We start from the raw sequence: 26,157 nt of genomic DNA, 5'->3' as shown, positions 1-26,157 counted from the left end.
GTCCCCACCCAACGCCGCCGACAGCGCCAGATCGCACAGCACCTTGCCTGGATCGTGCACCGCCCGACCCGGCCGCCACGGCGTCAACGCCACCGACAGGGCCTGCCCGAGCCCGCTGGCCCGGACCGTCTCGGTCAGCATCAGCCCGCCCGCCTGCGACACGATTCCACGCCCGGCGGCGTCCACGCGGACAGACGGATACAGAGCGGTAGTCTTCACCGCGAAGGTGCTCCTTGGTTCGGTTGATTCAGGCCCTCAGCAAGCCCGATCCTCCCAGCTCAGGAGCACTTTCCTATTCCCGGCACCCCAACAGACGATCACCCCGGTGAAAGCCCGAGGTTAGTGCATTCCACCACCACGGGGCCGGGCCGGAGCCTGGACCACTTTCGGACAGCACTGTCACGGCTGACCGGAACGGCCGCAGCGTGCGCGCTCGTGCCGGCTCAGYCGGCGCGCTTGTCCCGCCGCAGGTGGCGCAGCTCCCGGCGCAGGCGGATCTGCGGGATCACGCCGATCAGCAGGCCCACGACCAGCCCCGCCGCGGCAGCCGCGGCGAGCGCGCCGGCGACCGACATCTCCTGCGTGGAACCGAACACCCAGATGCTCAGCCGCTGGTCGTTCTTGACGACGAACACGATCACCAGGATCGCGATCAGCAGAATCAGCACCGTGATCGCGTAGGTCGTGTAGGCGACCCCGGCGCGGCGGCCCGGCCCGGAACCACCGGCGGCGGCCGGCCCGGTACCCGGGGCCGGCGCGGGCCCGCCCGGAGGGACCTGCCCCGGCACCGGTGGCGCCGAGGGCGGCGGGAACCCGGTGGTGGTGGCCGGGCCGGCTGCGCCACCCACCGCTGGCGGGACCTGGCCCGGCGCCACGGCCCGCGGCGCCTCGCCGCCACCGCCCGGCTGCTGTGGTGCCGTCATCGCCCGCCCCCTGCACAGTCCGTCCCGGCAAACTCCGGCCGACCCGGCCGACTCAGACCGGCAGGGCCTCCGTCGATCCGGGCACTGATACCCGTGCACGCAGTCTAGGACGGCAGGTGCCATATGCTGAGTCCCGCGGACGAGTTGGCCGGGCGGTCGCGTCGGCGCCGGGGCGCGAGTCCTGGTGCCGCCGAGGAACGTCCGGGCTCCACAGGGCGGGGTGGTGGGTAACGCCCACCCGGGGTGACCCGCGGGACAGTGCCACAGAGAAGAGACCGCCGGTGCCCTTGGGCGCCGGTAAGGGTGAAACGGTGCGGTAAGAGCGCACCAGCGCCCGGGGTGACCCGGGCGGCTCGGTAAACCCCACCCGGAGCAAGGTCAAGAGGCCCCGGCCGGTCACGGCCGCGGCTGCGCAGGCGTTCGAGGGCTGCCCGCCCGAGCCTGCGGGTAGACCGCTGGAGGCCGCCGGCAACGGCGGTCCTAGATGGATGACCGTCACCGGCAAGCCGCAAGGCGACCCGGAACAGAACCCGGCGTACAGGCCAACTCGTCCGCTCCATCTGTGCGATCGCCGCGATCAGCACTGATCTGTCGCGATCTTTCGGCGCCCTGCGGCTTCTGCTGACCGCGGCCGTCCGCAGACGGTCCAGGATGAACGCTGATCGAGGAACTCTCACGCCAACCCACTCGGTCGCTCGTCACCGTACGTGAGCACCGGCCCGGCGACGCGAAGACCGCCTGGCCCGTCCATCCCTGCATGTCAACAGGAGCCGGCGCCCATAGCGACTACCCGGGCGGCGAATCCGGCCGGCGGCCCGGGCCGGGCCGGGCCGGTATGAACTGTTACTCAACGACCTGGTCAGTCGCGTTCAACCAGGTCGTGCACGGGCAGCGGAGCGTTGAGCGGCGAGGGCCAGGTGATCGTGGCGGTGCCGTGAACCTTGCGGAACTGGCACACGGGCGCCTCGGAGGTGGGGATGGTGGTTCCCGCCGGCCAGTAGGCGTAGGCGTCGCCGGGGATCTTTCGGCCGTGGGCATCCCAGGCTTTGAGCTGGGCGACCAGTTCCTCGGCCGCCTCGGCGGCGTGCGGCCCGTAGCCGCGCGCGCCGAACTCGTGGCCCCCGTCGGGCCGGCCGCTCTCCCGCACCTCCATCACGCAGAAGGAGTCATCGAAAACACCCCCGAAGGGAAACCAGGTTCTGCAGAAGCCCTCGGCCGCCAGCGGCGTGCCAGGCCCCGCCTCAACGCGGCAGAAGCCGGGCAGCAGGCCGGCGAGCCACAGATGCAGGTCTGCGAACTGGCCTTGGGCGGGAATCATGCGCCCGGACCAGGCCTGGACCGGGTCGTGCTCCAGCGCGCCGGTGAGGGCCCTCGGGTCGTCGATCTCGGTCTCGTCGAACAGGAGCGTGACCACCCCGCCGGCTGGGTCGCGCAGGTGAAGCCGACGCTCGCCGCGCGCTCCCAGCCCCTGCATCGGCACGAACCCGCACAGCTGCGCCGATGTGCTCGCCCAGTGCTCTCCCGAGCGGCGGAAGGCCAGCGAACGGGTGAACGTGTTCATCCGCAGCGGCACGACGATCACACCGTCGCCGGTCAGCTGCTCCAGCCAGGCGGGCGTCAGATCCCACGCCCCGACCGTCACCATGATCGCGTCGTAGTCCGCGTGGGCGGGTACGCCGTGCTCGGCGTCCGCGGTGACAACGCGGACCCGGGCGCCGTAGCCGGCCGCGTCCAGACCCGCGGTCGCGCGGGCGGTGATCTCCGGATCGATGTCCACGGTCACCACCTGGCCGGTAGCACCCACGACGTGCGCGAGCAGGCCCGCATTGTAGCCGCCACTGCCCACTTCCAGCACCCGCATGCCCGGCGCGATACCTGCCTGGGCGATCATCCGGGCCTGCAGCCACGGCGCCGACACCGTCGACAGGCTCACGCCGTTCGGGTCGGCCTTCGTGACCGGGGACTGGTCGACGGCGTAGCCGTGTCCAGCGGCATGCCCGCAGGCATGAACAGGTGCCGTGGGACGGTCCGGAACGCGGCTTCCACCTCGGGCCGGCTGATCCAGCCGTCGGCGAAGAGCCGATCGGCCATCGCCGCCCGCAGCTCGTCGGCCTGGTCGGCACCTGCTGCTCTTGGGGCCTGCGTCACGTCACGCTCCCGTGGTGTGTGACTGTGCGGTGACACGATCACCGTAGGGCCCTCGGGATCATCATGGCCAGGCCTGTGCCCTGGTGTGCCGTGCGGGACTACTGGGCGGAGAGGCGGACACGGGAAGCGGAAAGCCCTGGGCTCATCAGCTCATGAGGCCACCGGCTGTAGCTGCTCCCGGCCGATCACGCCGGCCCCCCGACAGATCACCAGTTCACCGTCGTGGACGCGGATCTCGTACCGATACTCGCCGTTGACGGCCTGGTAGCCGAAGTCGGTGAGCTCGGCGCGCCGGTGGAGGTTGGTGCCGGGATCGGTGATCGAGGCACCGTAGTAGTGGAGGCTGCCGGCGTTGTCCTGGCAGATGGTCACCGCGTGAAGCGGTGTGGTGAACGCGGCGACGAGGGTTCCGGCGCCACCGGGGAGGGCCGCCGCGACAGGGTCCGGGCAGGCGGTTGCCGCTGGGGGTGTCTCGCCTGAGGGGGACGTCTTCGCGTCGCTCGCCCCGACGTAGGCCACCGCACCCAGCCCACCCACGATGACGATCACGATGACGATCACAGCGCCCAGGAGTACCGGTTTCCGCGGCCTGCTGGAGATGCCAGCGGCAGCGGGCGGAACGTGTCGAGCAGGCGGGAGCGCGCTGGATCTGGGCGGCGGAAAGAACAACGCGGTGTCCGCCGCGGAGGTTGCCGATGGTGCAGCCGGCTTCGGCGCGGCCCGACGATCGTCCCGCGCCCGCCCCGGTGATGGCGAGAGATCAGATGGAGTGTCCAGGGTGCGCGCAGTAGGCGACATTCGCCGCTCCGCCGGTGAAGGTCGGGCTGGCCGCTCAGCCGGGGAGGACGGCCGGACCCGCGACGACGGCTCGGCCCGAGCAGACGGCTCTCGCCGGGAAGACGGCGTCGGCAGGGAAGACGGCGTCGGCCGCGACGACGGCTCGGCTTCGGGGGACGAGGATGCCCTCGTGGCCACGTTCCGGGTACTACTACATGCCATGCAGGAGGCCGCGCCCGGCTCGTTCCTGGTGGCGCACAGGTCGCACTGCCACCCTGATCCGGTGGTCACCGTCCTCGCGGCGGCAGTCGGCGCGTGTCGAGGTGGTGCTGGTCGCCGAGGCTGGCGGGTGTCCGTCGGTCGGCCCGCGCCGGACTCGCCGCCCGCGGTGGGACGGCGAGTCCGCTGACAGGCCATGCACTGGCCTTTGTCCGCGGCGTTGTTGGTCTCGCAGGCGGGACAGGTCCAGGTCTGAGGAACCATGGCTGAAGGACCACTCAGTACGGGACGTCGACAGCAACACGGACGACCCGGCGGCGCAGGTCGTCGGTGAGCTCGGCGGTGGCCTCGAGCGGCGCGAACGAGACCCAGTCGGCCGCGTCGGCCAGTTCCTCGACGGCCAGCAGCCACTGGTGCCGGCCGGGCGGCGCGTGCTCGGGGTGGGTCGGCCGGCCACGGCGCGGCGGGCCGGCGGAAGGCGTGGGCTGTGGTCTGCCTGCGATCCCGGCCTGCCGGCTGCGCGCGCCGGCAGGCCACTCGCCGGCCGCAGGAGCCTCGCTCCGGTGGTGCCACCGAGCGAGGCCTGGTGGCCTGAAGATGTCTGCCAGCAACCCGTCGAGGAACATGCGGGCCGCCGGTGCCTGGTCTCGGCCGATCAGAAGCGCAAGCGTGACCCGGATCCCACCGCCGGATGAGGCCTCGTCACCGGTCGACGGCGTGAGCACGATCGTCAGTTGCTCACGGCTGGGATCGTCGGCCGGGGTCAGCCTGGCGAGGACGCAGCTGCTTCTGCGGCTCCGGAGCACTGCTCCGTCCGGCCAGGTGACATCGATCCATTGCTGGCCGCAGCGCAGCTCGGCCTCCTCACAGCGGAGAACGACCGATGTCGGCGGTGCCCACCCGGGCAGCGCAGCCGGCGACGTCGGGAGGTCGGTCGCCGACGGACGGGGTTGTTCAGAGCCGTTCTGGCCGCCTCCCGCGCGGCCAGAACGCCAGAGGGAGATCACAGGCTGTGAGCGATCGTGTCAACAATCTCGTCGAGCTCGTACTCCTCCAGGCCGGCGCCGGCCCGCGAGGGGAAGTAGATCGTCCAGTTCCATTCCTCAGCGAGATCCGGCCACGGCGGCCGCTCGGGGGCGAAGAGAACGAGCCGCTTGGCGGAGTTCTCCATGACCGCCGACTGACTGGTGGCATAGCCCCACTGCTCGGAAAGCTCCTCCAGATTCCGGGCGATGTGCTGGGGATAGGAGGGGGCAGCCACCGCGGAGGGAGATCCGAGCGGGTGCGCCGATGCGTCGGTGAACATCACGACGACGTGCCGGCGACGGTCCATACCTCTCTCCCAGGAGGACTGCAGTGCCAGCGCCAGCGCTTCGAGCGCCGACTCGGGCTCGTCGCCACCGCCGGTCGCGACGAGACCCTTGACGAACCTCTCGAACCCCGCCGACTCGTCCGGGAGGACGTAGAATTCGCTCTCCTGAATCGCATCCTGGGTATTGTAACCGAAATCACGGAAAGCGATGACCTTGATCCGTAGCTGGCTTGTGGACTTTCCCTTCCTGCCCATCGCGGCGTCCAGGTGGGCATGAAACGACAGGGCGTTCTCCTTCACCCTGTCGATGACAGGCCCCATGCTGCCGGTGACATCAATGCACATCACGATATCGACTGCGTACTGCAGGTTTCCCTGGTACAGGGCCATGTGTCCAGCCTTTCTTGAGCATCGCGGAGGGGTCGAGAAAGGGAGCGGAAAGGGCTCACAGGTTTATCCGCAGCCGTGACCGCGGCCGCGGTCGGCTGTCATGAGGCAAGCCCGCGGTCGGCGGAGTGACGGACGGAGGCGGAGTGGCTGCAGGGGGCGCACTGGCGGGCGGACCGCCCGTGTGGCGGCTGGCGCCGTCATGTCCCACGCTGGTGCGGATCCGGCTCGTCCGACCTGGCACGCCGGTCACCGTGCCGTCAGGCCTCGCCTCGAACCGCCTGTCCGACCCCGCCGACCGGGGCGTCGAGGGCCGTCCGCCGGCGGCGAGCCGGCAGCTGTCCGCGCTCGCCACGACGGCGAGGAACTGGTCGACACCGGGACGCCGGTCAGGATCTCGTGCGGTCAGACTCCTGACGAGATCGGCCACCTTGTCCGTCAGCCGACGGTCCGGGTCCAGTGTCTGGCCGGAGCTGACGGCGTCCGCAGGCGAACCGTACCCGCTGCCGAAGCCGGGCAGCGCACCAGTCAGGTAGTAATGTGCCACCAGCCCAAGCGCGAACATGTCGGCCTTGGTCGTCAGCTGTGACCCGCCGACCGACGGGTCACCCTGCACGTACCGGCACCATTCCGGGGCACCGAACAGCAGGTCTCCGCCGACGACGTCACGGGCGGGCGGATCACCGGCCACGTAGGCGTCGTCGAAGTCGATGAGCTTCGCGACGTGGAAGGACGGGGCCGGTGTCCTGCGCTGGATCAGGATGTTGTCCGGCTTCAGGTCCCCGTGCACCACCCCGATGTCATGCAGCAGACGCAGGCTGATGGCAAGCGTGCGCAGCAGAACATGTGTCTGCTCGGGCTCGAGCGGTATCGCCGGCTCGGCTTCGGTGATCTTCTCGGTCACCTTGTAGTAGGACGAGCCCTCGTGAAAGAAGTCGAGGGCGAGCACCAGGTTGCCGGCGCCGACCGCGTCCGGCCGAAGCATGCTCGCGACCGCGTGGTGGCGCCGTTCGAACTCGGCGCACTCGGCAGTCAGCCGCCGCCGTTTCTCCTCGCCTGCGCTCGGCCCCGGCCGCTTCGGGTCGAGGTATTTCTTGATGAAGTAGTCCTTGCCGTTCTTGCGGGCGAAGGCCCAGACACAGCGGCCCGCGCCCTTGTTCGACGGCTCACTGACGATCTCGTAGCCGTGGAGAACGTCACCCCGTTTCATCGCACCTCCGTGCGCGGCGGCGGCATCAGCCGCTCGTAGCCGTACCGGTAGGCCGCCCAGGCCTCGTCTCGCCAGCGGCCGAACTCCGGGTCGCCTCGCGAGGCCACGTCGCGGTGGGCGCCGGGTGCGTAGCGGTCGAACACGACGCTGGTCCGTTCGGCGAACTGGTCGCGCAACGCGGCGAAGCCCGGAAAGCCCAGGCCGACCAGGCTGAGCGAGGCGTCATCGCCCGTGTAGGAACGGACCCGTCCCACCAGGCCCTTCGCCCACTCCAGCTCGCTCGCCGAGTCACGGAGCGCCTGAAGCAGGTGGACCTCGAGGTCTGCCGGGGTGTCGACATAGCCGAAGAAGCCGTCCGTCGCGCAGAGCAGAACACAGGGCGTGTCGACGACCAGCTCCGCGCAGTCGATGTAGAAGTCCCGGTCAGCGCTGGCGACGTTGGTCATCGGCGGGTCCTGGAGCAGCTGGTGCAGCGCGTCGGTCTCCACCGTGTGGTCACGTGAGAGTGCCTGCAGGCCGGCTCCGGGAGTGAGCAGGTACACCCGGGAGTCCCCCGCCCAGAGGATCTGGCAGGTGACCACGTGCTCGCGCCGCTGGTAGCGGGCCACCGCGACCGTGGTGGGCAGTTCGCGCCGCGCCGACCCGGAGATCTTGCTGCGAGTCGCGGGTCGCATTTGCCCGAGCATCGTGCCCAGGTGAACCCGCAGGCTCTCCGGCTCGAAGGAGCAACCCGCGCGAAGCTGGGCGCAGAACCAGGACTCGACCGCGGCCCGGGCCACCCGGGAACCCACCCAGGCTCCGGACCGGTCCACGCCGTCGCCCGACCGGTACGCTGTCGCGGCCCCGGATCCACCGGAGCCGTCGAACACGCCGATCAGCCCCTCGTCTCTTCTGACCTGGTGCAGCAGCAGCGGTTCCGCGTCGTCGCCGTGGCCGATCTCCCGTTCCGTCCAGACGCCCAAGCCGACGACCTGGTCGCCCGAGTAGGCCCAGGTGCCCTCCCCCGCACGCACCTTGTTGATGACGTCCGGCATCAGTGACCAGGCCTGGCGGTACCGCGCAGCCGGCTGGCCCGGGGAGCACCTGCGGGGCGGGCGTCACCGGGGCCTTCCGGGAGCGGCTCGTCCTCCGGCGGGCCGTCGGTCGCGTGACCGCGGCTGTCGCGGCGAACCGGGTCGCGCCACGGCGGGTCCTCTGACGGGCCGTCTGCGCGGGCCGAAGTCGGAGCGGTGCGGGTCGAGGTCGACGCGGTACGGCCTCCGTCGGATGCCGCTTCGGCGGCGGAGCCCGGCCGTGACCCGTCGACGTCCCAGCCGCGGCTCGACCCGGGCTCGGGGGCGCCAGTGAGCTCGCGAGCCGTCCCACGCAACCGTCTGGAGCGGGTTCCCCCGAACGGGGCGCTCGACCCGGACAGCAGCCGCCTGCGCACCTCCGCCTCGGCCTCCGCGAGCTCGAAGGGCTCCAGCTTGTCGTCGGTGCGGGTCAGGATGGTCTCCCAGGCGCGGGCGAGCATCTCGCGCTCGGCCGCCTCGGCGGAGTCGATGTAGGCCAAGGCGGCCCTCGCGCCCTCGGTCTGGAAGATCTCGGCAATCAGCGCCTCCGCGCCGCGCTCGTCGAGCGCGCGGAGCGTCGCGTTCCGCTCCATCTCCGCGAGCCTGGTCTTGCGTTGGAGATCACGGATCGCCCGGCCGGACTGCTCGATCTCGTCCTCGTCGAGGAGAAGCTCGACATGGCCCTCTCGAAACCCGATCGCCGAGTCCCCGGCGAAGTGCCGCAGCCGCTCGTTGAGCGCGCGGCGCGCCTGGTGGAACTGCGTGATGTCAAAGTCGCCGGCGACGTCGGTGAGCATCCACCGCAGGTACTCGCGTACCGCGGCCGCGACGTCGTCGATGCCCCGGGCCAGCACGGCACGCGGGTCCTTCACATAGCAGACCAGGCTGACCCGGCCGCGGAAGGCGAAGGCCGGGTCGCGGCTGGGAAGTGCCAGCTCAAACATCACCCGGTGATCACGGACGTCGATGACGGAGAGCCACCGATGTGTGCCCAGCCACGCGGCTGGCACCGGCTCCCCCGCCTGAACGGCCAGGACCGAGCCCTTCGCCGAGGCGAGGAGGAGCACCGTGCCGTCCTGCGGCGACGCGATCGGCTTCAGCCACCGGATGGACGGCACCTCACGGTGCTCGATCAGCGGGTTGTAGGTCAGCTTCACCGGCGTGGGCCTCCCGTCATCGTCGAACGTGGGTCGAGGACGTCCGCCTCCCGCGGAGGCGGACGTTCGGTCAGCTCCCGGCGGATCCGCCCCGCGGCCGCGTTGGGCCGCTCGCGGTCCCCGGCCCAGCGCCCCAGGTGGTAGACGAGGCGCTCGCGGTGCTTGCCCGGCCGGGCCGCGACGCCCAGCAGGACGTCCTGCAGGCCCTGGTAGGCGGTCGGATCGTCGGTGACATGCCGTTCCAGGCACTCGCGCAGGGCCGACAGGGCCTGCGTCTGCGCGGGTTCGCGGGCCAGGGATCGCGCCCACAGTTCCTGCAACGCGGTGAGGTGCCCGGACGCGTGGGTGAGCAGCAGCGGCGTCAGCCTCGGCCGCATGGACGCCAGGCTGTCATCGACGAGTGGACGTTCGGGGCGGGCCTCGACAGGCGACGTGGGGGCCGACCGCGCCGGCTCGGACGATGCCCGATCCGGGCCGGAGGACGCCCGATCCCACGAGGTCCGGATCCGGGAGTGCGCCGCCGGGGCCGCGCCCGCGGTCGGTTTCGTCGTCCCGCGCAGCCGCGTCGGCTCGTCCACGGCCGAACGGTCCGGCGCGGCGCGGTCCGGCGCGGCGCGGTCCCTGTCTGCCGGCGCCGGTTCCCGTCCGGGCGTCAGCGCGGGTTGGCGCACGGCGAACGCGAACGCCGACAGTGCCTTGGTCACCATCGGCGAGAGGTCCTGCGGCTCCGACCAGTCCAGCAGCGCCGCGAGGACCTCGGCGATCCGGCCCTGTTCGATCAGCTGGACCAGGCTCAGGCTCACCGGGATCAGCGTGCGCCAGCCGGGACGATCGAGGATGTCATGCAGGACGTCCAGCGCCCGGCGGGGCGAGCGGGCCCCGAGCGGCCCGCCGGCGGCCAGCGCGGCCGTCAGCCCGCGCCGGCGCTGCGGGGGCGCCGGCCGGTCGACCGCCCAGTCCGTGATCAGATCCCAGACGGTGGACGCGAGCTCCGGCCGGCCACTGACCACCTGCAACGCGACCGCGGCGGCCTGCCGAGCCGGCGGCGAGGTGCTGGCGGCCAGCGGCCGCAGGAAGCGGTCCATGGCGTGGTCGCAGTCGTGCCAGGCGATCATGCCGGCGGCAGCCGCGGCGCGGGTACGTACGTCGGTGTTGCGATGGGTGGCCAGCGTCAGCAGCCAATCCTCGATCGCGTCACGGCGGCCGTCGAAGTACGTCCAGGCGTAGCCGAGCACGGCCTGCTGCACCGCCGGCGCGCGGTACCGGATGCGCGGCGGTCCCGGCGCCGGCCCGTCGTCGCTCTTCGGCGCGATCTCGATCCACCGCTCGTACCGCGCCGCGTGGTCGCGGAAGCGCACGTCGGCATGGTCATCCACTCCGGTCGGGCTCAGCATGCGGTAGAGCAGCATGCCGGCGTCCGACACCGGCAGGTAGGACGCGCCGTCCAGCGCGGCGGCGGCGAGAACGAAGCTGACGGCGGCCAAGTCCCTGTTGCGCGCGAACCAGTCCCACACCTGTGTCATCGGATCGGCCAGTTCGCGTACCACCGCGGCGAGATCGCCGCCCTCCCTGAGAACCGTCGCGAGATGCGCGGCGATCCCCGGCTCGGGTCGGGCCTTCAGCAGATCGAGCGCCCCCGCCCGGTCGAGGCGTGCACGCAGCTCGCGCGCGTCGGCCCGGTCAGGATCAGGCCCCAGCAGGTGCCGTTCGACGACAGCGACCGAATCCGCCGCTCCGAGTTTGGTCAGGACATGGCCCGAGTGACGCACAGACTCCAGCAGAGCCGAAGGTGGCGTATCCGTCACGAGGACGAGGAAGCTCCGCGCGTCCCGCAGCCGTCCCGCAGCGCGCGAGATCCAGCGATCGTCGTCGACGACGGACGTCGACGCACCGGCCAGCCCCGGGGACGTCGACGCGAGATCCTCGAGCAGCACGAGGTACCCGCCATCCTCGCCGGGCGGTGCCCAGTCCGCCGCGGAAACCACGCCGCTCCCGGTGGCCACATGGACGGCACCCGCCCCGCTCGCGACAGTCGACGCCTCGGCGGAGGCGGAGGCAGAGGCAGAGGCCGCGGCGGGCGCGAGCGCCTCGGTCAGCAGGTTGTAGGCGGCGCTCTCCCGGCCCGTCCCGGCTGGGCCGGGCAGGATGAGTACCCGCCGCTCGACCAGGATCCGCAGCGCCTCCGCGTAACCCTCGGGCCGGAGGTAGCAGCGGATCGTCCGCTCGATCTCGTGCGGCTCGACCTCGCGGAACTCGGTCGTGCTTGTCGATCGGCCCGGGTCGCCCGCCCCGATACTGAACCCGCCGCCAGCGGTAACCGTGTCGTTGAACAGGGCCAGCGTGCCGATACGCAGGCTGCCGCCCTCGACACCATCGAGCCGGTCGAGGATCTGCTGGGCGATGGCGGACACCCGGGCGGACTCGCCGAGCTCGTCGCCCGAACCGTCCTCGCCTCGCAGTGCCCCGAGGACGTCGTCCTCGGAGTCCGGCGGCTCACCGTCCTCGGTTCGGTCCTCGGTGCCTGCCCTGAGGTCGGGCCGTCCGCCGGGTTTCCCGTCAGCCGCCGGCTCCGGGCCGGGATCGTCACGTCCGCGCGGGCCGCGCGGGCCGTCCGCTCGGTCGTCAGAACCGGCGGACGGTGCCGCGTCCCAGGCCGGTTCGCGGTCAGGTGGGCTCACCGCACCACTCCTTCATGGTCCGTCCGGTGCTGTGGCCGGCCGCCTCCGGCCAGCCAGGCTGGTTCAGAAGCTGAAGTTCCCCTTGACCTTCACTTCCTCCTCGAAGACCACCTGCTTGCCGATGTCAATCTTGCGAGCCCGCATGCTGATCGCGGCGCGGTCGCGGACGGCCGGCATCGTGTGCGGCGCCAGTTCGTCCGCCTGGGCGGCGAAGGCCGCGTCCGCGGCGAGGAGAGGAACAAGGAGATCACGGACGAGGAAGAGCGCGTTGCGCTTGTCGGGGCGGCGGGCGAGCCTCGCCAGTGCGCCGGTGGCACGGACATCGCCGGCCGTTCGGGTGTGTACGAGCTGTACGAGGCGGGCCACCGGCGCGCCGGGCTCCGGCTGGTCCTGGCTGGCATGGGCAAGGCTGACCGCCACCCGCATCGCCAGTGCCGCCGGATCGAGCCCGGCGTCGGGGCCCGCTTCTCGGCCGGTCGCTTCAGCGGTGCCACGGTTCGGGTTCGGGTCGTCGGACATGGTGGGCCGCCGCCTCTCATCCGGATTCGACGCGGGCGAAAGGCGCGCCGCGGGGCCAGCGGCCCGCAGCGTGTCATCCCCCCGCAGGATGCGTTGCTGAAGTTCTCTGAGTTCAGGACCCGGCTCGCCGGCGATCTCATCGGCAAGGGCCGCGTGAATCTCGGTGTACACGTGCAGCGCCTCGTCCTGCCGGCCCGCCCGGTAGTTGGCCATCATCGCGAGAGCCGCCACCCGTTCGTCGAGCGGATGCGTTCTGCGTAGGTCGGTGATTTCGGCGATGACCTGGTTGTGGCGAGAAAGGAGCAGCTCGCCCTGCAGGCACGCTAGCAGCGTTTCGCGGAGTTCGTCACACAGAGACAGGCGGAAGTTTTCCACCCAGCGACCAGAGATCCCGGCGAGTGGCTCTGTTGCCCAACCGATGGACTGCCACCCCCAGCTGGCGAGCGCAATACGACCCAATCTGACGGATTCAGCCGATTCGCCCGCACCGGAGGCGGCTTTTGCTAAGCGTCTGTAATGGTTGAAACGGTGCAGATCTATGTTTTCTACGTCACGAGCGATCACGTAGGCGCCGTTGTTGCGAGGAAGCAAGCGACGTCCGAGTTCGACCTTTCCGCCGCCGAGCGCGACCCGAAGGTCACTCGCGTAGTCATGCACGCTCGCACGCGCTTTCGCCGGCGGCTCGGAATCGGGCCACACGTACTCGATCAGGCGTTCGGTGGTGACCGGCTGCCCTTCCGTGGCGAGCAGCGCGGCGAGGAGTAACCGGGGTTTCGGCGGCCCGAGGTCGAGGAGGCGGCCGTCCAGCCGCGCCTCGACGACACCGAGAACCGAGAGCCGCGGCGGGCCACCCCCCGCGGGGCCCTGCCCTGGCTCCTCGGCCCGCCGGGCCCTAGCCGGGCCCACGGTGTGCTCCTCGGGCCGCCCCCGGATCGGCTCCTAGGTCTCGACCCAGAAACCGACCGAGATGCGGGGATTGTGCTTGTTCCCGAAGGCGGGGTGCCCCGCCCAGGGAAGAAGGAGCGAAACAATGACCAACAGCAACGGACGCCAGGACGGCTTCCTCCGGTCCACCCGGTGCGAGGGGGCGGGTAACTGCGTGGAGGTGGCGTTCGTCACCTACGTGGCGGTGCGCGACTCCAAGAACCCCGAGGGGCCGGTCCTGTGGTTCACCCTCGACGAGTGGGAGGGCTTCACCACCGGCGTGAAGTGGGGCGAGTTCGACGTCTGACCCCCGCGGACGCCGGCCGCCGCGGGCTCGACCCCGTGGCGGCCGGTCGCCGGGCATCGAACCCCGTTCCGCCTTCACGACGACCGGCCGGCGGCCGCGCCGACCTCGGCGGCGAGATCGGCCAGAAAAATCCGCGCGTCCGCCTCGAACACCGCGGCCGCGGCCAGCCGCTCCCACCGGCCACGGTAAAGCCGGACGTCATCCGGGCTGTAGGTCGTCAGGTTCGCGTGAATGGTCTCGACCTCCACAAACGGAACGTTGTCGGCCGCATCCTCGTCGGCGCCCTGGCCCGCGTCGAGTTCGTAGATGACGAAACTGTGCGAGATGTAGGTCGTCGCCGGCCGGCCCTGCGGGATGAGCCCGAGGGAGATGTTGTCGAGTGTGCTGAGATTGCGCAGCCTGTCCAGCTGGGCGAGCAGAACGTGTACCGGCCCGGGACACCAGCGCAGCGCCGCCTCGGTGACGAGAAAGTCGAAGCTCCGGTCGGTGTACAGCACCGCGTGCCGCTCCATGCGCCCGGTCACCGCCGCCGCGAGGTTCTCGGGAGAGTAGGGGATGTCGAACATCGCGAACACGCGACGCGCGTACTCCGACGTCTGCAGCAACCCCGGAACGATCGAGGGCTGATAGGTGAAGGTGCGGCGTGCTCGCGCCTCTCGCTCGCCCATCTCGCCTTGCAGGTGCCCTCGCTCCGCGAGGCCCGTACGCCAGTCACGCACGTCCAGCAGCGCGGACTCGGCGAGCGCGACCAGCGCGGCGGCATCCTCATCCGAGGCTCCCAACGCCTTCGCCCAGGCAGCCACTTCCCCGCGGGAGGCGGGCGTGCGGCCCGCCTCGATGCGCGACACCTTCGACTGGCTGATCCCCAGCCGGCCTGCCAGTTCCCGCCCGGACACCCCGGCGAGACGACGCAGGCGACGAAGATCGGCGGCGAGGCGGCCACGCGGGCTGCCCGGCGGCGCGGACTCGGGCGCACGCCCGCCACTCCCCCGCCTCTCGTCTCCGGGACCGCCCTGCATCGCCACACCTCACCGCACCTGACCGACTGTTCCGCACCCCCGATGATGCACTTTGATGCAGAACGATGCAACACGATGATGCAGGCGACTCGCGGCGGACCCGCGCATCAACGTGATCTCCCGCCGGAAGCGGGCGCGGAACTCGTCGTCCTCGGCCGACGCGTCCCACTCTGTGGGGGGTCATGTCGGTCCAGGTACTTGAACCCCAAGCGGTCGACGGTCAAGCCCTCGTCACGCCAGCCCGGCCGGTGGCGGGTCCGGCTGCGTCGCTACGCCGTGGCAGGCGGAACCGGCTGGCCCTGGTCTGTGTGCGTCGATCCGGTGTTGAGGGTGCTGGTGAGGAATGGGCTTGGCCGGCCGTGCCAGAAGATTGCCAGGTCGTCGCGGGCCCGAGTGGCGGCGACGAACAGCAGCGAGCGGTCACGTGCGCGTTCTCGCTGGTAGCGCCGCGGGTCGAGGTCCTGGTAGCGCTCGATCCCCGCTCGGGGGATGAGACCGGCGGAGGCGCCGGCGATGATGATGCGTCGGTATTCGAGTCCCTTGAACCGGTGCATGGTGCCGACGTGGACGCCGTCGGGTTGCTTTGGCCCGTCCGGCCCGATTTCGATCGCCGGGATAGCGTCTGCTTCCAGGTGAGCCAGCACGTCGTTGACCAGGTGGCGGGTCGGGACGCAGACGGCGGTCGAGCCATGGTCGTGCCCGGCCCACGCTTCGAGCTGTCCGCTGATCAGCTTGAGCTCGTCCGCCCAGGTCGGGGCGTCCTGTAGCAGGGGCTCGCCGCCGAGGAGCAGGGAGCGGTAGCCATCGAGGCTGTCGTCGCCGCCGTCGAGGTCGTCGTAGCTCTCACCGGTGAGCAGGCTCTGGGCGGTGCGCAGGATCTGGCGGGTGGTGCGGTAGCTCAGCGTCAGCCGGTGGCTGCGACCCCGGATGTTCACACCGAGGCTGCCGAGGGTGACATGGTTGGCGTAGATCCGCTGATGGGTGTCGCCGACGAGGAAGATGTCGTTCGGGCCCGGTGCGACCATGGCCCGCAGCATCTTCCAGTGCGCGGGGTTGAGGTCCTGCGCCTCGTCGACGATGACGTGCCGGTATCGGTAGGTGCGCAGTGAGCCTGACGAGGTGACGCCGGCCGCGGCGGGCTGCCCGGCGGTGCGTGCCGCCGCAGCGGCACGGTCCTGTTCGAGGTGGGCGGCCTGTTCTGCGACCTGGCGCCAGGTCCGCACTCCGGCCTCGTCGAGACGCCGGGTGAAACGTTCGACGAGCTGCCAGATCTCGTCCCGGTCTGCGCGGGACAGGGTGCGGCCCCGACCGGGCCGGCGGGCCTTGAAGTAGTCGGCGCGGGAACGCAGCACCTGGCCGAGGATGACGTCGGACCATTCGGCGGCGAGGAACTCGGCGTCCCACCGATGCTCACCGATCTCGGTGAGCATCGCGGCCCATTCCCGCATGGCCGCGTCGTCGTCGATGGTGCGCCGCGCCCGGGCCGGGCCGGTTTCGCCGACGACCCGGCTCGCCAGCCGGTCGATGTTGATGATGTCGACCCGTTCGACGAGTTCGGGGCCGACCAGGTCGAGGAAGCGGGCCCGCAGGTCGGCGGCGAGGTTGCGGTTGAAGGTGGTGAGCAGGATCGGCTTGTCGTCGCCTGCTCCCAGCCGCTTCGCCAGGTGCCCGGCGCGGTGCAGCGCGACGATCGTCTTGCCGGTGCCCGGGCCGCCGCTGATTCTCGTCGGGCCGGAGTACTCGCGGGTGACGTGCTTGCGCTGCGCCGGGTGCAGGAAGACCTGCCAGCGCGCGAACGACTCGGCCAGGACGGCCAGCAGAGCCGCGTCGTCGCTGGTCACCGGGGTTGCCGGTCGGGCTGCCGCGGCGGCGAGGTCGTCCGGGTCCACGGGCCCTTCCGCCCGTACCGGGGTGGTGATGTGTTCGTACACCTCGTCGGCGGTCCGCCCGTCGTACAGGGCCAGCAGGACGTCGGACGTCAGCTGTGGGGCGACCTCGGTGAGGCCGAGCAGTTCGTCCACGTCGGCGATCCGCCTGATCAGCGGGAGCAGCACCTCGATCACACCGAGTCGAAGCAGGTCGGCATCACTGAAGACAGCGAAGATCGGAGTCTCGGTGCCTGCCGGCTCACCACCCTCGCCGGGTCCGGCGGTGCCCTGACCGCCGTCGCCCTGACCGCCGGTCTCTTCCGTGGCGCCTTTCTCGTCGGGGGCCGGAGACGGCTGGGGCGGGTGCGGCCTCGCCGGGTCCGGCGGGAGCAGGCGGCCGACGATGCTGTCCCCGACGGCGGAGAGGTCGACGACCTCGATGCCTCCGGTGACCCGGTTGATCTCGTAGGCGTACTTGTCCTCGATGCCGTCGTAGACGTCCTTGCGGTGCCTGACCGCGACGAGCAGGTAGTCCTGGTTTCCGACGTGCAGCAGCAGCGCCCGATGGTCCTTGCCCACCCGCGCGGAGAACAGGCGGGTGTTTCCCTTGAGGYGCTTGAAGTGCAGACCCGGCGTGTTGGGATTCTGCCGGAAGGCACTCTGGAAGTCGTAGACGGCGCCCTTCTCGGYCCGGGTGAGCTTGACGATCTCCTTGTCAGCCCGGTCGAGGATGCGCAGCGTCACCCTGGTCTGGTCGGTCACGACTGGTCACCCCTCCACGGGCCGAACGGATCAGCGATTCCGGCGGCGAGGTCGGCGGCCTGCCATGCGGCTGCGGCCCGGACGACCCAGCCGGCCTGCTGGTAGGCCCCATCGCGGGCAGTGGCCTCCGCGTCCGCCGCGCTCTGTGGCTCCGCCACGGTCGGTTCCGCTCCGGTCGGTTCCGCTCCGGCCACCCACGGTTCGGCGGCCGGTGGTTCGGCGGCCAGAACGACCCCGAGCCGGGCGTCGGGCCAGGCGAGTTCGGCCTGCCAGGCGGCGTCACCGAGCTCGTAACCGACCTGCGGCACCGGTACCCCGCAGGCCGCGAGCTCGCGCGCCAGCGTCTCAAGCCCGGGCTCCCCGGGAGTGATCAGCCTGAGCACCTCCTGCCAGCCCGGCTCGACGGTTGGTTCGGTCTCGGCCGGGCCGCCGGTCGGGCCGGGTCCGCCGGGCCGGACGGCCCCACCGGCCGTCTCGTCGCCGTGATCGTCGGCACCGGCCCCTGGGGCCGGCTGTTGGTCGGCGGCTGTCCCGATCCAGGTCGAGGTCTCGGCGTCGAGCGGCTCCGAGCGGTGCACCGACAGCGCACCCGCCCCGGCGGCGACGCACAGCAACGACGGGTCGAAGCCGTCGAGGGTGCTGCGCGCCAGCTGCACACCGTCGCCACCGCGGGTGTCGAGGAACGGGACCAGGTTGGTCCAGTACAGCCAGGCGGCCCAGCGCTGCCGGTGGGCGGCGGAGTCGCCGGCGATCGCGGCGGGCCGGTCGTCGGCGAGCACGAGCGCGGTCCACACCACTCGGCCGGCGCCGAGCTGGTCGGCGATGACGACGATCGGGCAGTCGTGCGCGTCCCGAACGCTGACGACCGTGACCGGTGCGGCTGCGGCCGGCCCGGCCGCAGCGGGCGGCGCACCGGTGGTCAGCGCCGCCCGCACCGCCGCGGGCACACCTGCCCGGGTCGTGGTGGCGCGGGCCCCCTGCAGCTGCAGCAGGCCCGCGAGCACCGCGACCGTTCGGGCGTGCCACAGCTCGGCGTCAGGGTCACGCAGGTAGGCCAGCAGCAGCTCGACCGGGTTCGCCCACACGGTGTCCGTCAGTTCCTCGACGTCCCGGTGGGTCAGCACCCGGTAGATCTCGCGTGCGCCGGCCTGGGCGTTGCCGGCGTACGGAGGCCACACCGGTGGCGCGGTCGGCCGGCCACGCCAGGCCTCGACGTCCTCCCAGGTCAGCTGGAAGACGGTGATGCCGTGCGCGCGCAGCGCCGCGCGCTTGGCGGTGTCGTCGGCGATGCGGTTGTGTTCGGTCGAGGCGTGGTAGCGGTATCCGTCCAGGTAGACGGCGACGGTGGCCGGCTGGGCGTCGAGGCGGACGAACACCGCGTCCGGCCTGGTCCCGTGCAGGGTGTTCTGCAGTTTGAGCCGCCAGTGGACGACCTGGCCGTCGGGCCGGCTCAGCCGCAGGTCGGCTGTACGGGCCCCATCGGCCTCCGCGGTGCGCTCGATCGTCGCCCGACTGGCCGGGCGGGTACCCCAGTCGAGCAGGCCGGTCAGGAAACGCGCCTCCAGCTCGCTTTCCACCTGGTCGAACAGGGAGATCTGGTCGGTGCGCTGCCCAGGCCCCTCGGCGACGGCCCATCCGTCCAGCAGCGGACGCAGCACAGCGAACGCGTGGGACCGGCTGATCAGCGGAAACTCGTCGTCGCGGGCATCGCGAAGCAGGCAGCGGTGGCAGGCGGGCAGCCCCTCGTCAACGCACCGGCAGGTCTCGACAGCGCTCAGCGCGGCGGCGAGCACGTCCTGGAAGCTGTCGGGGGCGGCAAGGCGATGCAGGTAGCCGGTGCCGTCCGGCTGCGTGTCGTGCACGACGAGAAACTGGCGCACATGCCCGGTGCCGCCCGGGCCGGAGTCGGGCATGTGCGCCCGGACCATCCGCAGATGGTCCGGGTCGCCGCCGTAGCGGGCGGCGATCCCCAACCGCAGCGCCGCCGCGAAGGAGGCCATCCGCTCCTCGACCGCGGCGGTGACCGCGGGCACGAGGATGCGGATCGCCTCGGTGCGCAGCTCGTGCACCAGGATCAGCTGAAGGTGCTGGGCGGTCGCGGGCGAGCGGCGGTGCGGGCACCAGCCGCGGTGATGTTCCGCCTCCCGCGGGACACTGCCCGGTGTCGAGGTGGCGGTGGTGGCGACGAGCGAGCCGCCCTGCCCGGCCGCGGCGGTGGGAGGCGGACCGTCCGGCGCGGTGCCGCCGCAGACCACGCAGACGTGGAACGGGTTGAGCCTGACCTGCGTGCCGCCGAAGACATCACCGGCCGGCCGGTCGAAGCGGGCGGGCCCCAGGTTGAACTCCCGCACCACGGCCGCCCGGGTGTAGTCGATCCCGAAGGTGACCCCGGCGTGCCGCCACGACCGCAGCACCCGGTCGGGGTCGACGTCCACGGTCTGGGCGACCGAGTAGTACCGGACTGCCCGTTCCTCGGCGTCGTCGCGGATGCGGGCGTCGTCGCGGCGGTCGACGGCGGTCACCTTGGTCGGCCGCAGCACCCGGTAGCGGTGGCCGGCGTCGGCGATCGCACGGCTGCCGCAGCGCGGGCAGGGGGTGGCGTCGGACACCGCGCCGCGGGTGCGGGCGTGGCCGCACTCCGGGCAGACCCGCCAGTCCTCCCAGGCCGGCCGGTCCGGGCTGCCGATCTCCAGCCCGCTGATCCGATGTTGGTATCCGCGGACGTAGTAGGTGCTGCCGGGGGCGATCTCGCGCAGTGCCTGGCGGGCCGGCCGCGGGTACTCGCGGACCTCGCTGTGGTAGCGACGGTCGTCCTGCCCGGGTAGCTGCTCATCCCAGGTGAGCGTCGCTTCGAGGAGCGTTGTCGTGTCGGTCAGGGCGTAGTTCGGCAGCAGCCCGAACTCGACGAGGGTGCCGTGTGCCTGGGCCCGGCCGATCTGGCCGATCCGCTTCCGGATCGCGCCCTGCTCCGCGCGCAGGCCGCGGGCCTCCCTGCGCTGGTCGGGGTCGGACTCGGCCAGGGCGGCGATCGCCGCGGCGATGGCGTCCAGCCGGTGCCGCAGGCCGTCCAGGCGGGTCTCCCAGGCTGCGTCGACGCGGGCCAGTGCCTCGGTCACCTCGCCGGCCGCGTAGCCACGCAGCTCCGCGGCGGCCTCCGGCTGGATCTCGGTGCCGAACAGGGCGAGGAACACTTCGACCGCGTCGGCACCGACCCCCACGGCCGCCGGCCCGAACGCCGCCAGCCAGCCGCTCGGGCCGAAAAGCTCGGCGGCCTGCCTCGGCAGCGGGCCCACGCCGGGCAGCTGGCCGCGGGCCGCACGGTCGACGAGGTGCGCGACGTACTGGCGGCGCAGGATCTCCACCGCCGAGAGGTAGCAGCCCGGCGGCAGGATCTCCCCGGCCAGCATCTGGCGGGGCTCGGCGAGGTAGTAGCGGTCCCGGGCGCGGTTGCCCAGCAGGGTCAGCACGAACGCGTTGCCGCTGCGCCGCCCGGCCCGGCCGGCCCGCTGGACGTAGTTCGCCGGTGCGGCCGGCAGGGAGGCCAGCAGCACCGCGGACAGGTCCCCGATGTCGATCCCCAGCTCCAGCGTCGGGGTGCAGGAGAGCACGTTCGGGTCGGTGTAGCGGTCACCTTCACGGAACCGGCGCTCGACCGTCTCCCGCTGGGCGCGGGTGAGCACGCCGGTGTGCTCGGCGGTCACCACCCGGTACACCCCGCTGCCCAGGTAGAGCCGGCGGTAGTAGTCGGCCGCGGCGGCCGGGTCGGGCGCGGCGGCGAGGCGGCCGGTGCAGCGGTAGCGCTGGCAGGGTTGGCCGGCCCAGTCCGCGACCCGCCCGGGGGGCACGGTCTGCACCCAGGCGCACGCGTCACAGCGGATGCCGGCCTGCTCCGCGGCGGCGTCGTCGAGCAGGCCGACCCGGACATGCCCGGGTTGCAGCCCGAACACGGAGATGGTCGGGTCCGCGGTCAGTGGGCGGCTGGCCAGCACACCGACGCGGGCGAGCTCGGGCAGCAGCCGGCTGAGGAACTCGTCGGCACCGGGCCGGTCCAGACCCTCCAGGCAGCGCCGCGCCCAGTCCTGATACCAGCCGCCGCGCGCGGTGAGCAGGTCGAATACGCTGCGCCGCCGCGGTGACGACAGTGCGAACGCGGGTGCGGAGATCCCGTCGGGGAACGCCGGCATACCCTCCGGTCGACCACCCCAGACCATCCACCGCCGGCCGCCCTGTGCGAGGTAGCCGTCCAGCCAGCGGTGGCGCACGCCGCCGCGGACGCGCAGCCGTTCGAGCAGCCCGCGGACGAACGCGGCCAGCCGTGCGTCGTCGGGCAGCCCGCCGGGCAGCTGCGTGACCTTCCCGGTGAGCAGCAGGTCCCGGCACAGCGCGGCGATCTTCTCCGGTTCGTCCAGCGCCACCTCGGCGGCGGCGGTGCGGGTGAGCTCCAACGTCCGGCCCTGCCGCGAACGCAGGCCGAACTCCAGAACGGTCGCGAAGCCGAGCCGGTCGGCGACCAGACGCCAGGTGTCACGCCCGCCGGTGTGCTCGCCGGCGAGCAGCGCATCGATGCCGGGGAAGTCGTGCAGGTCAGGCGGGATGATCGCGGCCAGCTTCGCCCGGTCGGTGGCGGCGGCGACCAGGTCGGCGACGAGCACGTCGAGAGTGACCGGGGCGCCGGGCGTCAGCTGGTCGGCCAGCAGCGAGCGCAGCGAGAAGGTGTACGAGCGGTTCGCGACGAACCCGGCCCGGTGGGCGGCGTCCTGCACCGAGTCGTTGAACAGCAGGGTGCGCTGCTCGGCTCCGGTCAGCTCACCGCCGGTGAACAGCTGGGTGACGGCCACGGAGGCCAACGTCGCCAGCCCGGCACCCAGATAGCGGATGCCCTGGTCGAGCCCACAGGCCGGGCAGCGGTCCAGCTCGGCCGCGTGGTCGTCGCCGAGGTCCGCGAGGACGGCGACATCGCTGCCGCCCCCGCCGGCCTGCAGGACGGCGGTGCTGCCGCCCGGGGCTGACTGCCCCAGGCCCCGGTCCTTCGCCGGGTCGAACGGGCGGATGCGGCTGCCCGCGGCATCCAGGACAAACAGGCCGGCGCCGTCGCCGGCGATCTCGGCGGAGGTCGCGGCGATCAGGGCGCGCACCCGCCGCCTGTCGCGGCCCACCGCCGCCCGGTAGATCTTCGTCGCGTCGGTGACCAGCTCCTGCGGGTCACGCTCCGGCGAGATCGCCGACCAGCCGGAACGGCCGCAGTGCCGGCAGTACACCGCCGGCAGCAGGGCCTGGCTGGTGTCCGCGACCGCGGCATCGGCCTCGGACGCGTCGGGCGCCGGTGTCCGACGGGCATCGCCGTCCCACAGGAACGCGGACTGGCGGGCCACTCCGCGCAGCAGCCGGGAGACCGCCCGCACCCACAGGTGCGTCTCGACACTGACCAGCGGACGGCCGGGCCGGGCCGGGTCACGGGCCGCGGACAGCAGCCCGACGAACCGGGCCAGCGCGAGCGCGGCGACCTCCGGCTCGTGCTGCAGGGCCAGCCCCCAGCGGTAGGCACCGTGTCGCGGCAGCAGTTCGAGGATCTCCGCCGGTGTCCGCGGCTCGTCGCCGAGCAGGCCCAGCACGGCATGGGTGAGGATGTGCCGGCGCAGCAGGCGCCCGAGCACGGCCGGGTCGAGCGTGTCGACGCCGAGGACGGCCGCGACGACACGCCGCATCGACCAGGTGTCCCGCGCAGGGTCGGGAATTCCGGCCAGATCCGCCGGGTCCGGCAGCGGCAGGTTGTAGTCGACCTGGTCGAGAATCTCCTCCGGGCGCTGCCGGTTCTCCCCGATCAGCGCACCCGGGTCGAAGACGGCGCCGAAGACCTGCCCGGCCACCTCCCGAATGGCCGCACCGCCGTCACCAGGCACTCCCCCGCCGTCACCCGTGCCCGCCGCGTCACCGCCACCGGTGCCGGTGCCGGTGCCGTGCGAGCCTTCGCCCAGGGTCGCCGAGGTGGCGACCGGGCAGGCGTTCCCCAGCGGGCGGCCCGGCTCGGCCAGGCCGGTGACCGCTCCCAGTCGGCGCAGCAGCATCGCCACGTCGGTGCCCTGCGCGCCGTCGTAGGAGTGGAACTCGTCGAGCACCACGTAGGCGATCTCGGCGCCGTCCCACAGCGGCACGTCGTCGGCCCGCTGCAGCAGCTGGTCGAGCATCTTGTAGTTGGTGACCAGGATGTCCGGCGGGTTGCGGCGCATCTCCGCCCGGGAGGTGAGCACCCGCTCGTAGGTCGTCTCCGCCACGTCGCCGACGTAGAGCCCCGCAGTGACCTGTTCCAGCCCCGGCGAGGCCAGGAACTCGTCGATACGCTGCGTCTGGTCGGAGGCCAGCGCGTTCATCGGGTAGAGCAGCACCGCCTTGATCCCGCTCCGCCGCGCTCCGTTCTCCCCACCGGTGCGGTGCGCGCGGGCGCAGTGGTCAAGGACGGGAACGAGGAACGCCTCGGTCTTCCCCGAACCAGTGCCGGTGGTGACCAGCGTCGGCTCGGCCGGGGACCGCAGCGTGCTCAGCCGCTCGAACGCCCGTGCCTGGTGCTCGTACGGCACCCAGCCGCCACCCGGCCGCCATTCCAGATGCCGCTCCCAGCCCGCGGCCGCCGCCCGGAACGGAATACGCACCCGCAGGTACGGCCCCCGATAGATACCGTGCTCGGGATGTTCGAGGAACCGCTCCAGCGCGGCCCGCTCATCGGCACCGGCCAGGGCGAACGTGGTGGTGAGGAACTGGGTGAGAATACGCCGTAGCCCGTCCGCCGCCAGAGTCGGCCTCACCGATCCGCTCCCCCACCCGCTTCAATGCCCTGTTCGGCTTGGGAAGGCCGCCCGGCAGGCTCCGGATCACGCCAGCCGGCGTCCCGAGCCGTCTGAAGCYGGGCGCTGAACGCGGCGTGCGCCTGACGCATCTCGGCCTCCCGATCAACCTTGTAGAACGGCGCAGCGTATCCCTCCGGCGGCTGCTGGTGCCGCGGGTCCTCCAGGTAGCGCTGCAACTGGAGGTAGTGCTCCTTCGTCTGCCCTAGCCCAAAGTTGAGCCGATCCCCCGCGATCTTCCTGCCTGCGAGGTCGAACCAGCTGTCTTCCTCGTAGGCCTGCAGCTGCGGGAAGCGCGCACGGTACATCGCGACAAGCTGATTCGCCGAGATATTCATCATTACCGCCGCCAGCGCATCAAGCTCTACCAACGCCGCCCGCCGCGCCAGTTCCGTCCGCAGTGGCGTCCGAATATTCCATTCCGGCTGAACATCCCCAAGCGGCGACGCATTCGGCACTCGAATAACCCACTGGTCATCAAACCAGTCTTGATTGAACAAATCGACCCAAAGAGGAACGTAGGCCTGGGTAAGACAGTTCAAGYGGAGAACGCGCAGCAAGATAGATTCAGCAAGAGGATGGCGATCCTCCAACATCGGCATGACAATGGCATCCGATACATGCATATGAGCTCGCCCCATAACCCGGACCATATAGTCGAGGGGCAGCGTCGACCAGAGCCCRGCGAGTAGCGAAGTAGCTCGATTTCCAGAGAGCGCCAGACTCCGAACGGTACTTACGTGAGATGGCCCCGGGGGAACAAGTGCAACAAACAGGCTTCGAGCAGTATTATTTGGAACCATCTCTCGCCAGACGACTCGAAAAAAATCCGTGCAGGGYCGAATCGACTCCTTCAAGAGATAGGAGTCGATTTCCTCATCGATGATCCCGCTCACACCGACAGCAGCAGGAAGGGTGCGAATCCTCGCCTCTGAAGTTTTACGAAGAACAGAGAGGCGAGTATAGTCAATCCATCGATCCTGGCTATTTCGGAAAATCTCTAGATCGGCAACACGTCGATAGTCGGTCGTCGGAACTGCACTAGAATCTAGTGTTCGAAGATCGATCGGATCGACGTAATTACCAGTATTAGGCGGCTGCTTAGCAAGAGGTGTGGCCAGGGAGAACTGCGGCCCACGAAGAATTACTTCCGACCATTCATCGGGTTCAGCAAAACCTTTCTCAATAAGCCCCGACTTCTGTGCGCTGGATTCGTCAAAACCGCGACTTATCCTAGGATTCGCCGCACCGAGTCGCAGTGGCCATTGTGTTAGCGCCTGAATGGCCGACTGCTCGTCGGCTGTAACCGGGTAGAGTAGCCGCGCAGCGTCGCGAGACCCTCCGCTGTCACCGAGTAGAAGCATCCAGTCTGCTAGCACATCACTGGTAACGGTGAGCACACGTCCCACATGCGGCCGCAGATCCCAAGCTCCATCATGCTTAATGCTCGGCAGGGAGCCACTTCCGTCGTGGTCGAGYGAGGCCGGCAGGGTCTCCGGCCCGAACAGCCAGCTCAGGTGTTTGAAACTGATCGGCTGTTCACAACCGTAGATCTGGACTCCGAACTGACGACTCCAATCAACCTCTTTGAAGATCAAACGACGGTTCTGGAAATGGGCGTGCAACCGGRGATGGCGATACGCGGCAGCGCGTAGCTGCGCCTCCTGTACGCCAGCGAAGTGCGTGTCGGGGTGAACGAGACCCGRAATTCCGAGAGAGTTTGCGTGGCGCCAAACCTGGACCATAAAAGCTCTATATAGGTTCGGCTGTGATCCGGCGAGCAAAGAATAGGTGATCGGCGAGCTGAGAGAGGCAACGGTGGCCGCATTATTCGACAACTCGACAAGGGAGTTTTTCCGAAACTCGGAATAGTCGGTTTCGCATGCGATAACCAGCTGGTTCGATCAGACCCTGCCCAAAATTCCGCCGGAACAGGAAGCGGGCAACCCGGACAGAAACCCCCTGGCGGCAACGAACCGGAAATCCTTGCGCGTTCCGTCCAGGATTTCTGGAGCTCGCGCCCGGTACCGGCATGAGAGGCCCCCTTCGTGGCATG

Annotated in this window: 16 protein-coding genes, 1 other RNA gene and 1 pseudogene; 2 read left to right on the top strand and 16 right to left on the bottom strand. The window is 70.9% G+C overall.

Annotation, left to right across the window (positions count from 1 at the left end):
• Nucleotides 1-219 (bottom strand): annotated as a pseudogene (locus CC117_RS32460) (IS1380 family transposase); the annotation flags it as partial.
• Nucleotides 220-443: 224 nt separating this feature from the next.
• Complete coding sequence (locus tag CC117_RS32455) at nt 444-923, bottom strand: lipopolysaccharide assembly protein LapA domain-containing protein (protein ID WP_071091830.1); 480 nt, start codon at nt 921-923, stop codon at nt 444-446.
• 140 nt (nt 924-1,063) lie between these two features.
• Here CC117_RS32455 and rnpB point away from each other — a divergent pair.
• An RNA gene (gene rnpB / locus CC117_RS32450) (RNase P RNA component class A) lies at nt 1,064-1,477 on the top strand.
• A gap of 305 nt (nt 1,478-1,782) precedes the next feature.
• Here rnpB and fxlM read toward each other — a convergent pair.
• From fxlM to CC117_RS38340, 10 genes are all read right to left on the bottom strand, one after another.
• Entirely contained in the window at nt 1,783-2,856 is a 1,074-nt protein-coding gene (gene fxlM / locus CC117_RS32445; protein ID WP_241830610.1) for a methyltransferase, FxLD system, read from the bottom strand.
• Nucleotides 2,853-3,071 carry a hypothetical protein gene (locus tag CC117_RS39630; RefSeq protein ID WP_241830609.1) on the bottom strand — a complete coding sequence of 73 codons (219 nt, stop codon included), beginning with the start codon at nt 3,069-3,071 and terminating at the stop codon, nt 2,853-2,855. The genes fxlM and CC117_RS39630 overlap by 4 nt, the downstream gene beginning before the upstream one ends.
• A 150-nt stretch (nt 3,072-3,221) precedes the next feature.
• The gene (locus CC117_RS32440; protein ID WP_071091827.1) at nt 3,222-3,632 is read right to left on the bottom strand and encodes a hypothetical protein; all 411 of its coding nucleotides are present in this window, start codon (nt 3,630-3,632) and stop codon (nt 3,222-3,224) included.
• Nucleotides 3,633-4,345: 713 nt separating this feature from the next.
• A complete protein-coding gene (locus CC117_RS32435) occupies nt 4,346-4,873 on the bottom strand; it encodes a hypothetical protein (protein WP_131803176.1) in 528 nt (175 codons plus the stop codon).
• 197 nt (nt 4,874-5,070) lie between these two features.
• Nucleotides 5,071-5,769, bottom strand: a complete 699-nt coding sequence (locus CC117_RS32430; protein ID WP_071091820.1) for a vWA domain-containing protein — start codon at nt 5,767-5,769, stop codon at nt 5,071-5,073.
• Nucleotides 5,770-5,824: 55 nt separating this feature from the next.
• Nucleotides 5,825-6,976, bottom strand: a complete 1,152-nt coding sequence (locus CC117_RS32425; RefSeq protein WP_071091817.1) for a protein kinase domain-containing protein — start codon at nt 6,974-6,976, stop codon at nt 5,825-5,827.
• Nucleotides 6,973-8,010: a hypothetical protein gene (locus tag CC117_RS32420; RefSeq protein WP_084133121.1), complete on the bottom strand. Its 1,038-nt coding sequence runs from the start codon at nt 8,008-8,010 to the stop codon at nt 6,973-6,975. Before CC117_RS32420 ends, CC117_RS32425 begins: the two co-directional genes overlap by 4 nt.
• A complete protein-coding gene (locus CC117_RS32415) occupies nt 8,010-9,185 on the bottom strand; it encodes a hypothetical protein (protein WP_071091814.1) in 1,176 nt (391 codons plus the stop codon). Before CC117_RS32415 ends, CC117_RS32420 begins: the two co-directional genes overlap by 1 nt.
• Nucleotides 9,182-11,863, bottom strand: coding sequence for a hypothetical protein (locus tag CC117_RS32410; protein WP_071091811.1), 2,682 nt, complete (start codon nt 11,861-11,863; stop codon nt 9,182-9,184). Before CC117_RS32410 ends, CC117_RS32415 begins: the two co-directional genes overlap by 4 nt.
• Nucleotides 11,864-11,926: 63 nt before the next feature.
• Entirely contained in the window at nt 11,927-13,288 is a 1,362-nt protein-coding gene (locus tag CC117_RS38340; RefSeq protein WP_084133120.1) for an AfsR/SARP family transcriptional regulator, read from the bottom strand.
• Between the two features lie 124 nt (nt 13,289-13,412).
• Between CC117_RS38340 and CC117_RS32395 the strand changes: the two genes are divergently transcribed.
• Nucleotides 13,413-13,613, top strand: coding sequence for a DUF397 domain-containing protein (locus tag CC117_RS32395; RefSeq protein WP_071091804.1), 201 nt, complete (start codon nt 13,413-13,415; stop codon nt 13,611-13,613).
• 74 nt (nt 13,614-13,687) lie between these two features.
• Here the strand turns inward: CC117_RS32395 and CC117_RS32390 are convergent, their stop codons facing one another.
• The 4 genes from CC117_RS32390 to CC117_RS37135 all read right to left on the bottom strand — a co-directional run bounded on the left by CC117_RS32390 (nt 13,688) and on the right by CC117_RS37135 (nt 25,699).
• Nucleotides 13,688-14,632 carry a helix-turn-helix domain-containing protein gene (locus CC117_RS32390; protein ID WP_084133122.1) on the bottom strand — a complete coding sequence of 315 codons (945 nt, stop codon included), beginning with the start codon at nt 14,630-14,632 and terminating at the stop codon, nt 13,688-13,690.
• Nucleotides 14,633-14,901: 269 nt separating this feature from the next.
• A complete protein-coding gene (locus CC117_RS32385; RefSeq protein ID WP_084133119.1) occupies nt 14,902-17,262 on the bottom strand; it encodes a UvrD-helicase domain-containing protein in 2,361 nt (786 codons plus the stop codon).
• Nucleotides 17,259-24,062: a DEAD/DEAH box helicase gene (locus CC117_RS32380; protein ID WP_071091801.1), complete on the bottom strand. Its 6,804-nt coding sequence runs from the start codon at nt 24,060-24,062 to the stop codon at nt 17,259-17,261. The genes CC117_RS32385 and CC117_RS32380 overlap by 4 nt, the downstream gene beginning before the upstream one ends.
• Nucleotides 24,059-25,699, bottom strand: a complete 1,641-nt coding sequence (locus CC117_RS37135) for a hypothetical protein (RefSeq protein WP_131803175.1) — start codon at nt 25,697-25,699, stop codon at nt 24,059-24,061. Before CC117_RS37135 ends, CC117_RS32380 begins: the two co-directional genes overlap by 4 nt.
• Between the last annotated feature and the right edge of the window lie 458 nt (nt 25,700-26,157).

This window comes from Parafrankia colletiae (assembly GCF_001854655.1).
GTDB classification, from domain to species: domain Bacteria; phylum Actinomycetota; class Actinomycetes; order Frankiales; family Frankiaceae; genus Parafrankia; species Parafrankia colletiae.
The sequence above is the reverse complement of the archived record's forward strand: the minus strand, read 5'-3'. Positions and strand labels throughout refer to the sequence as shown.

Coding starts and splice junctions, on each gene's coding strand:
- CC117_RS32430 (WP_071091820.1), bottom strand. CDS start 5,769: ATGGCCCTGTACCAGGGAAACCTGCAGTACGCAGTCGATATCGTGATG.
- CC117_RS32425 (WP_071091817.1), bottom strand. CDS start 6,976: ATGAAACGGGGTGACGTTCTCCACGGCTACGAGATCGTCAGTGAGCCG.
- CC117_RS32420 (WP_084133121.1), bottom strand. CDS start 8,010: ATGCCGGACGTCATCAACAAGGTGCGTGCGGGGGAGGGCACCTGGGCC.
- CC117_RS32395 (WP_071091804.1), top strand. CDS start 13,413: ATGACCAACAGCAACGGACGCCAGGACGGCTTCCTCCGGTCCACCCGG.
- CC117_RS32390 (WP_084133122.1), bottom strand. CDS start 14,632: ATGCAGGGCGGTCCCGGAGACGAGAGGCGGGGGAGTGGCGGGCGTGCG.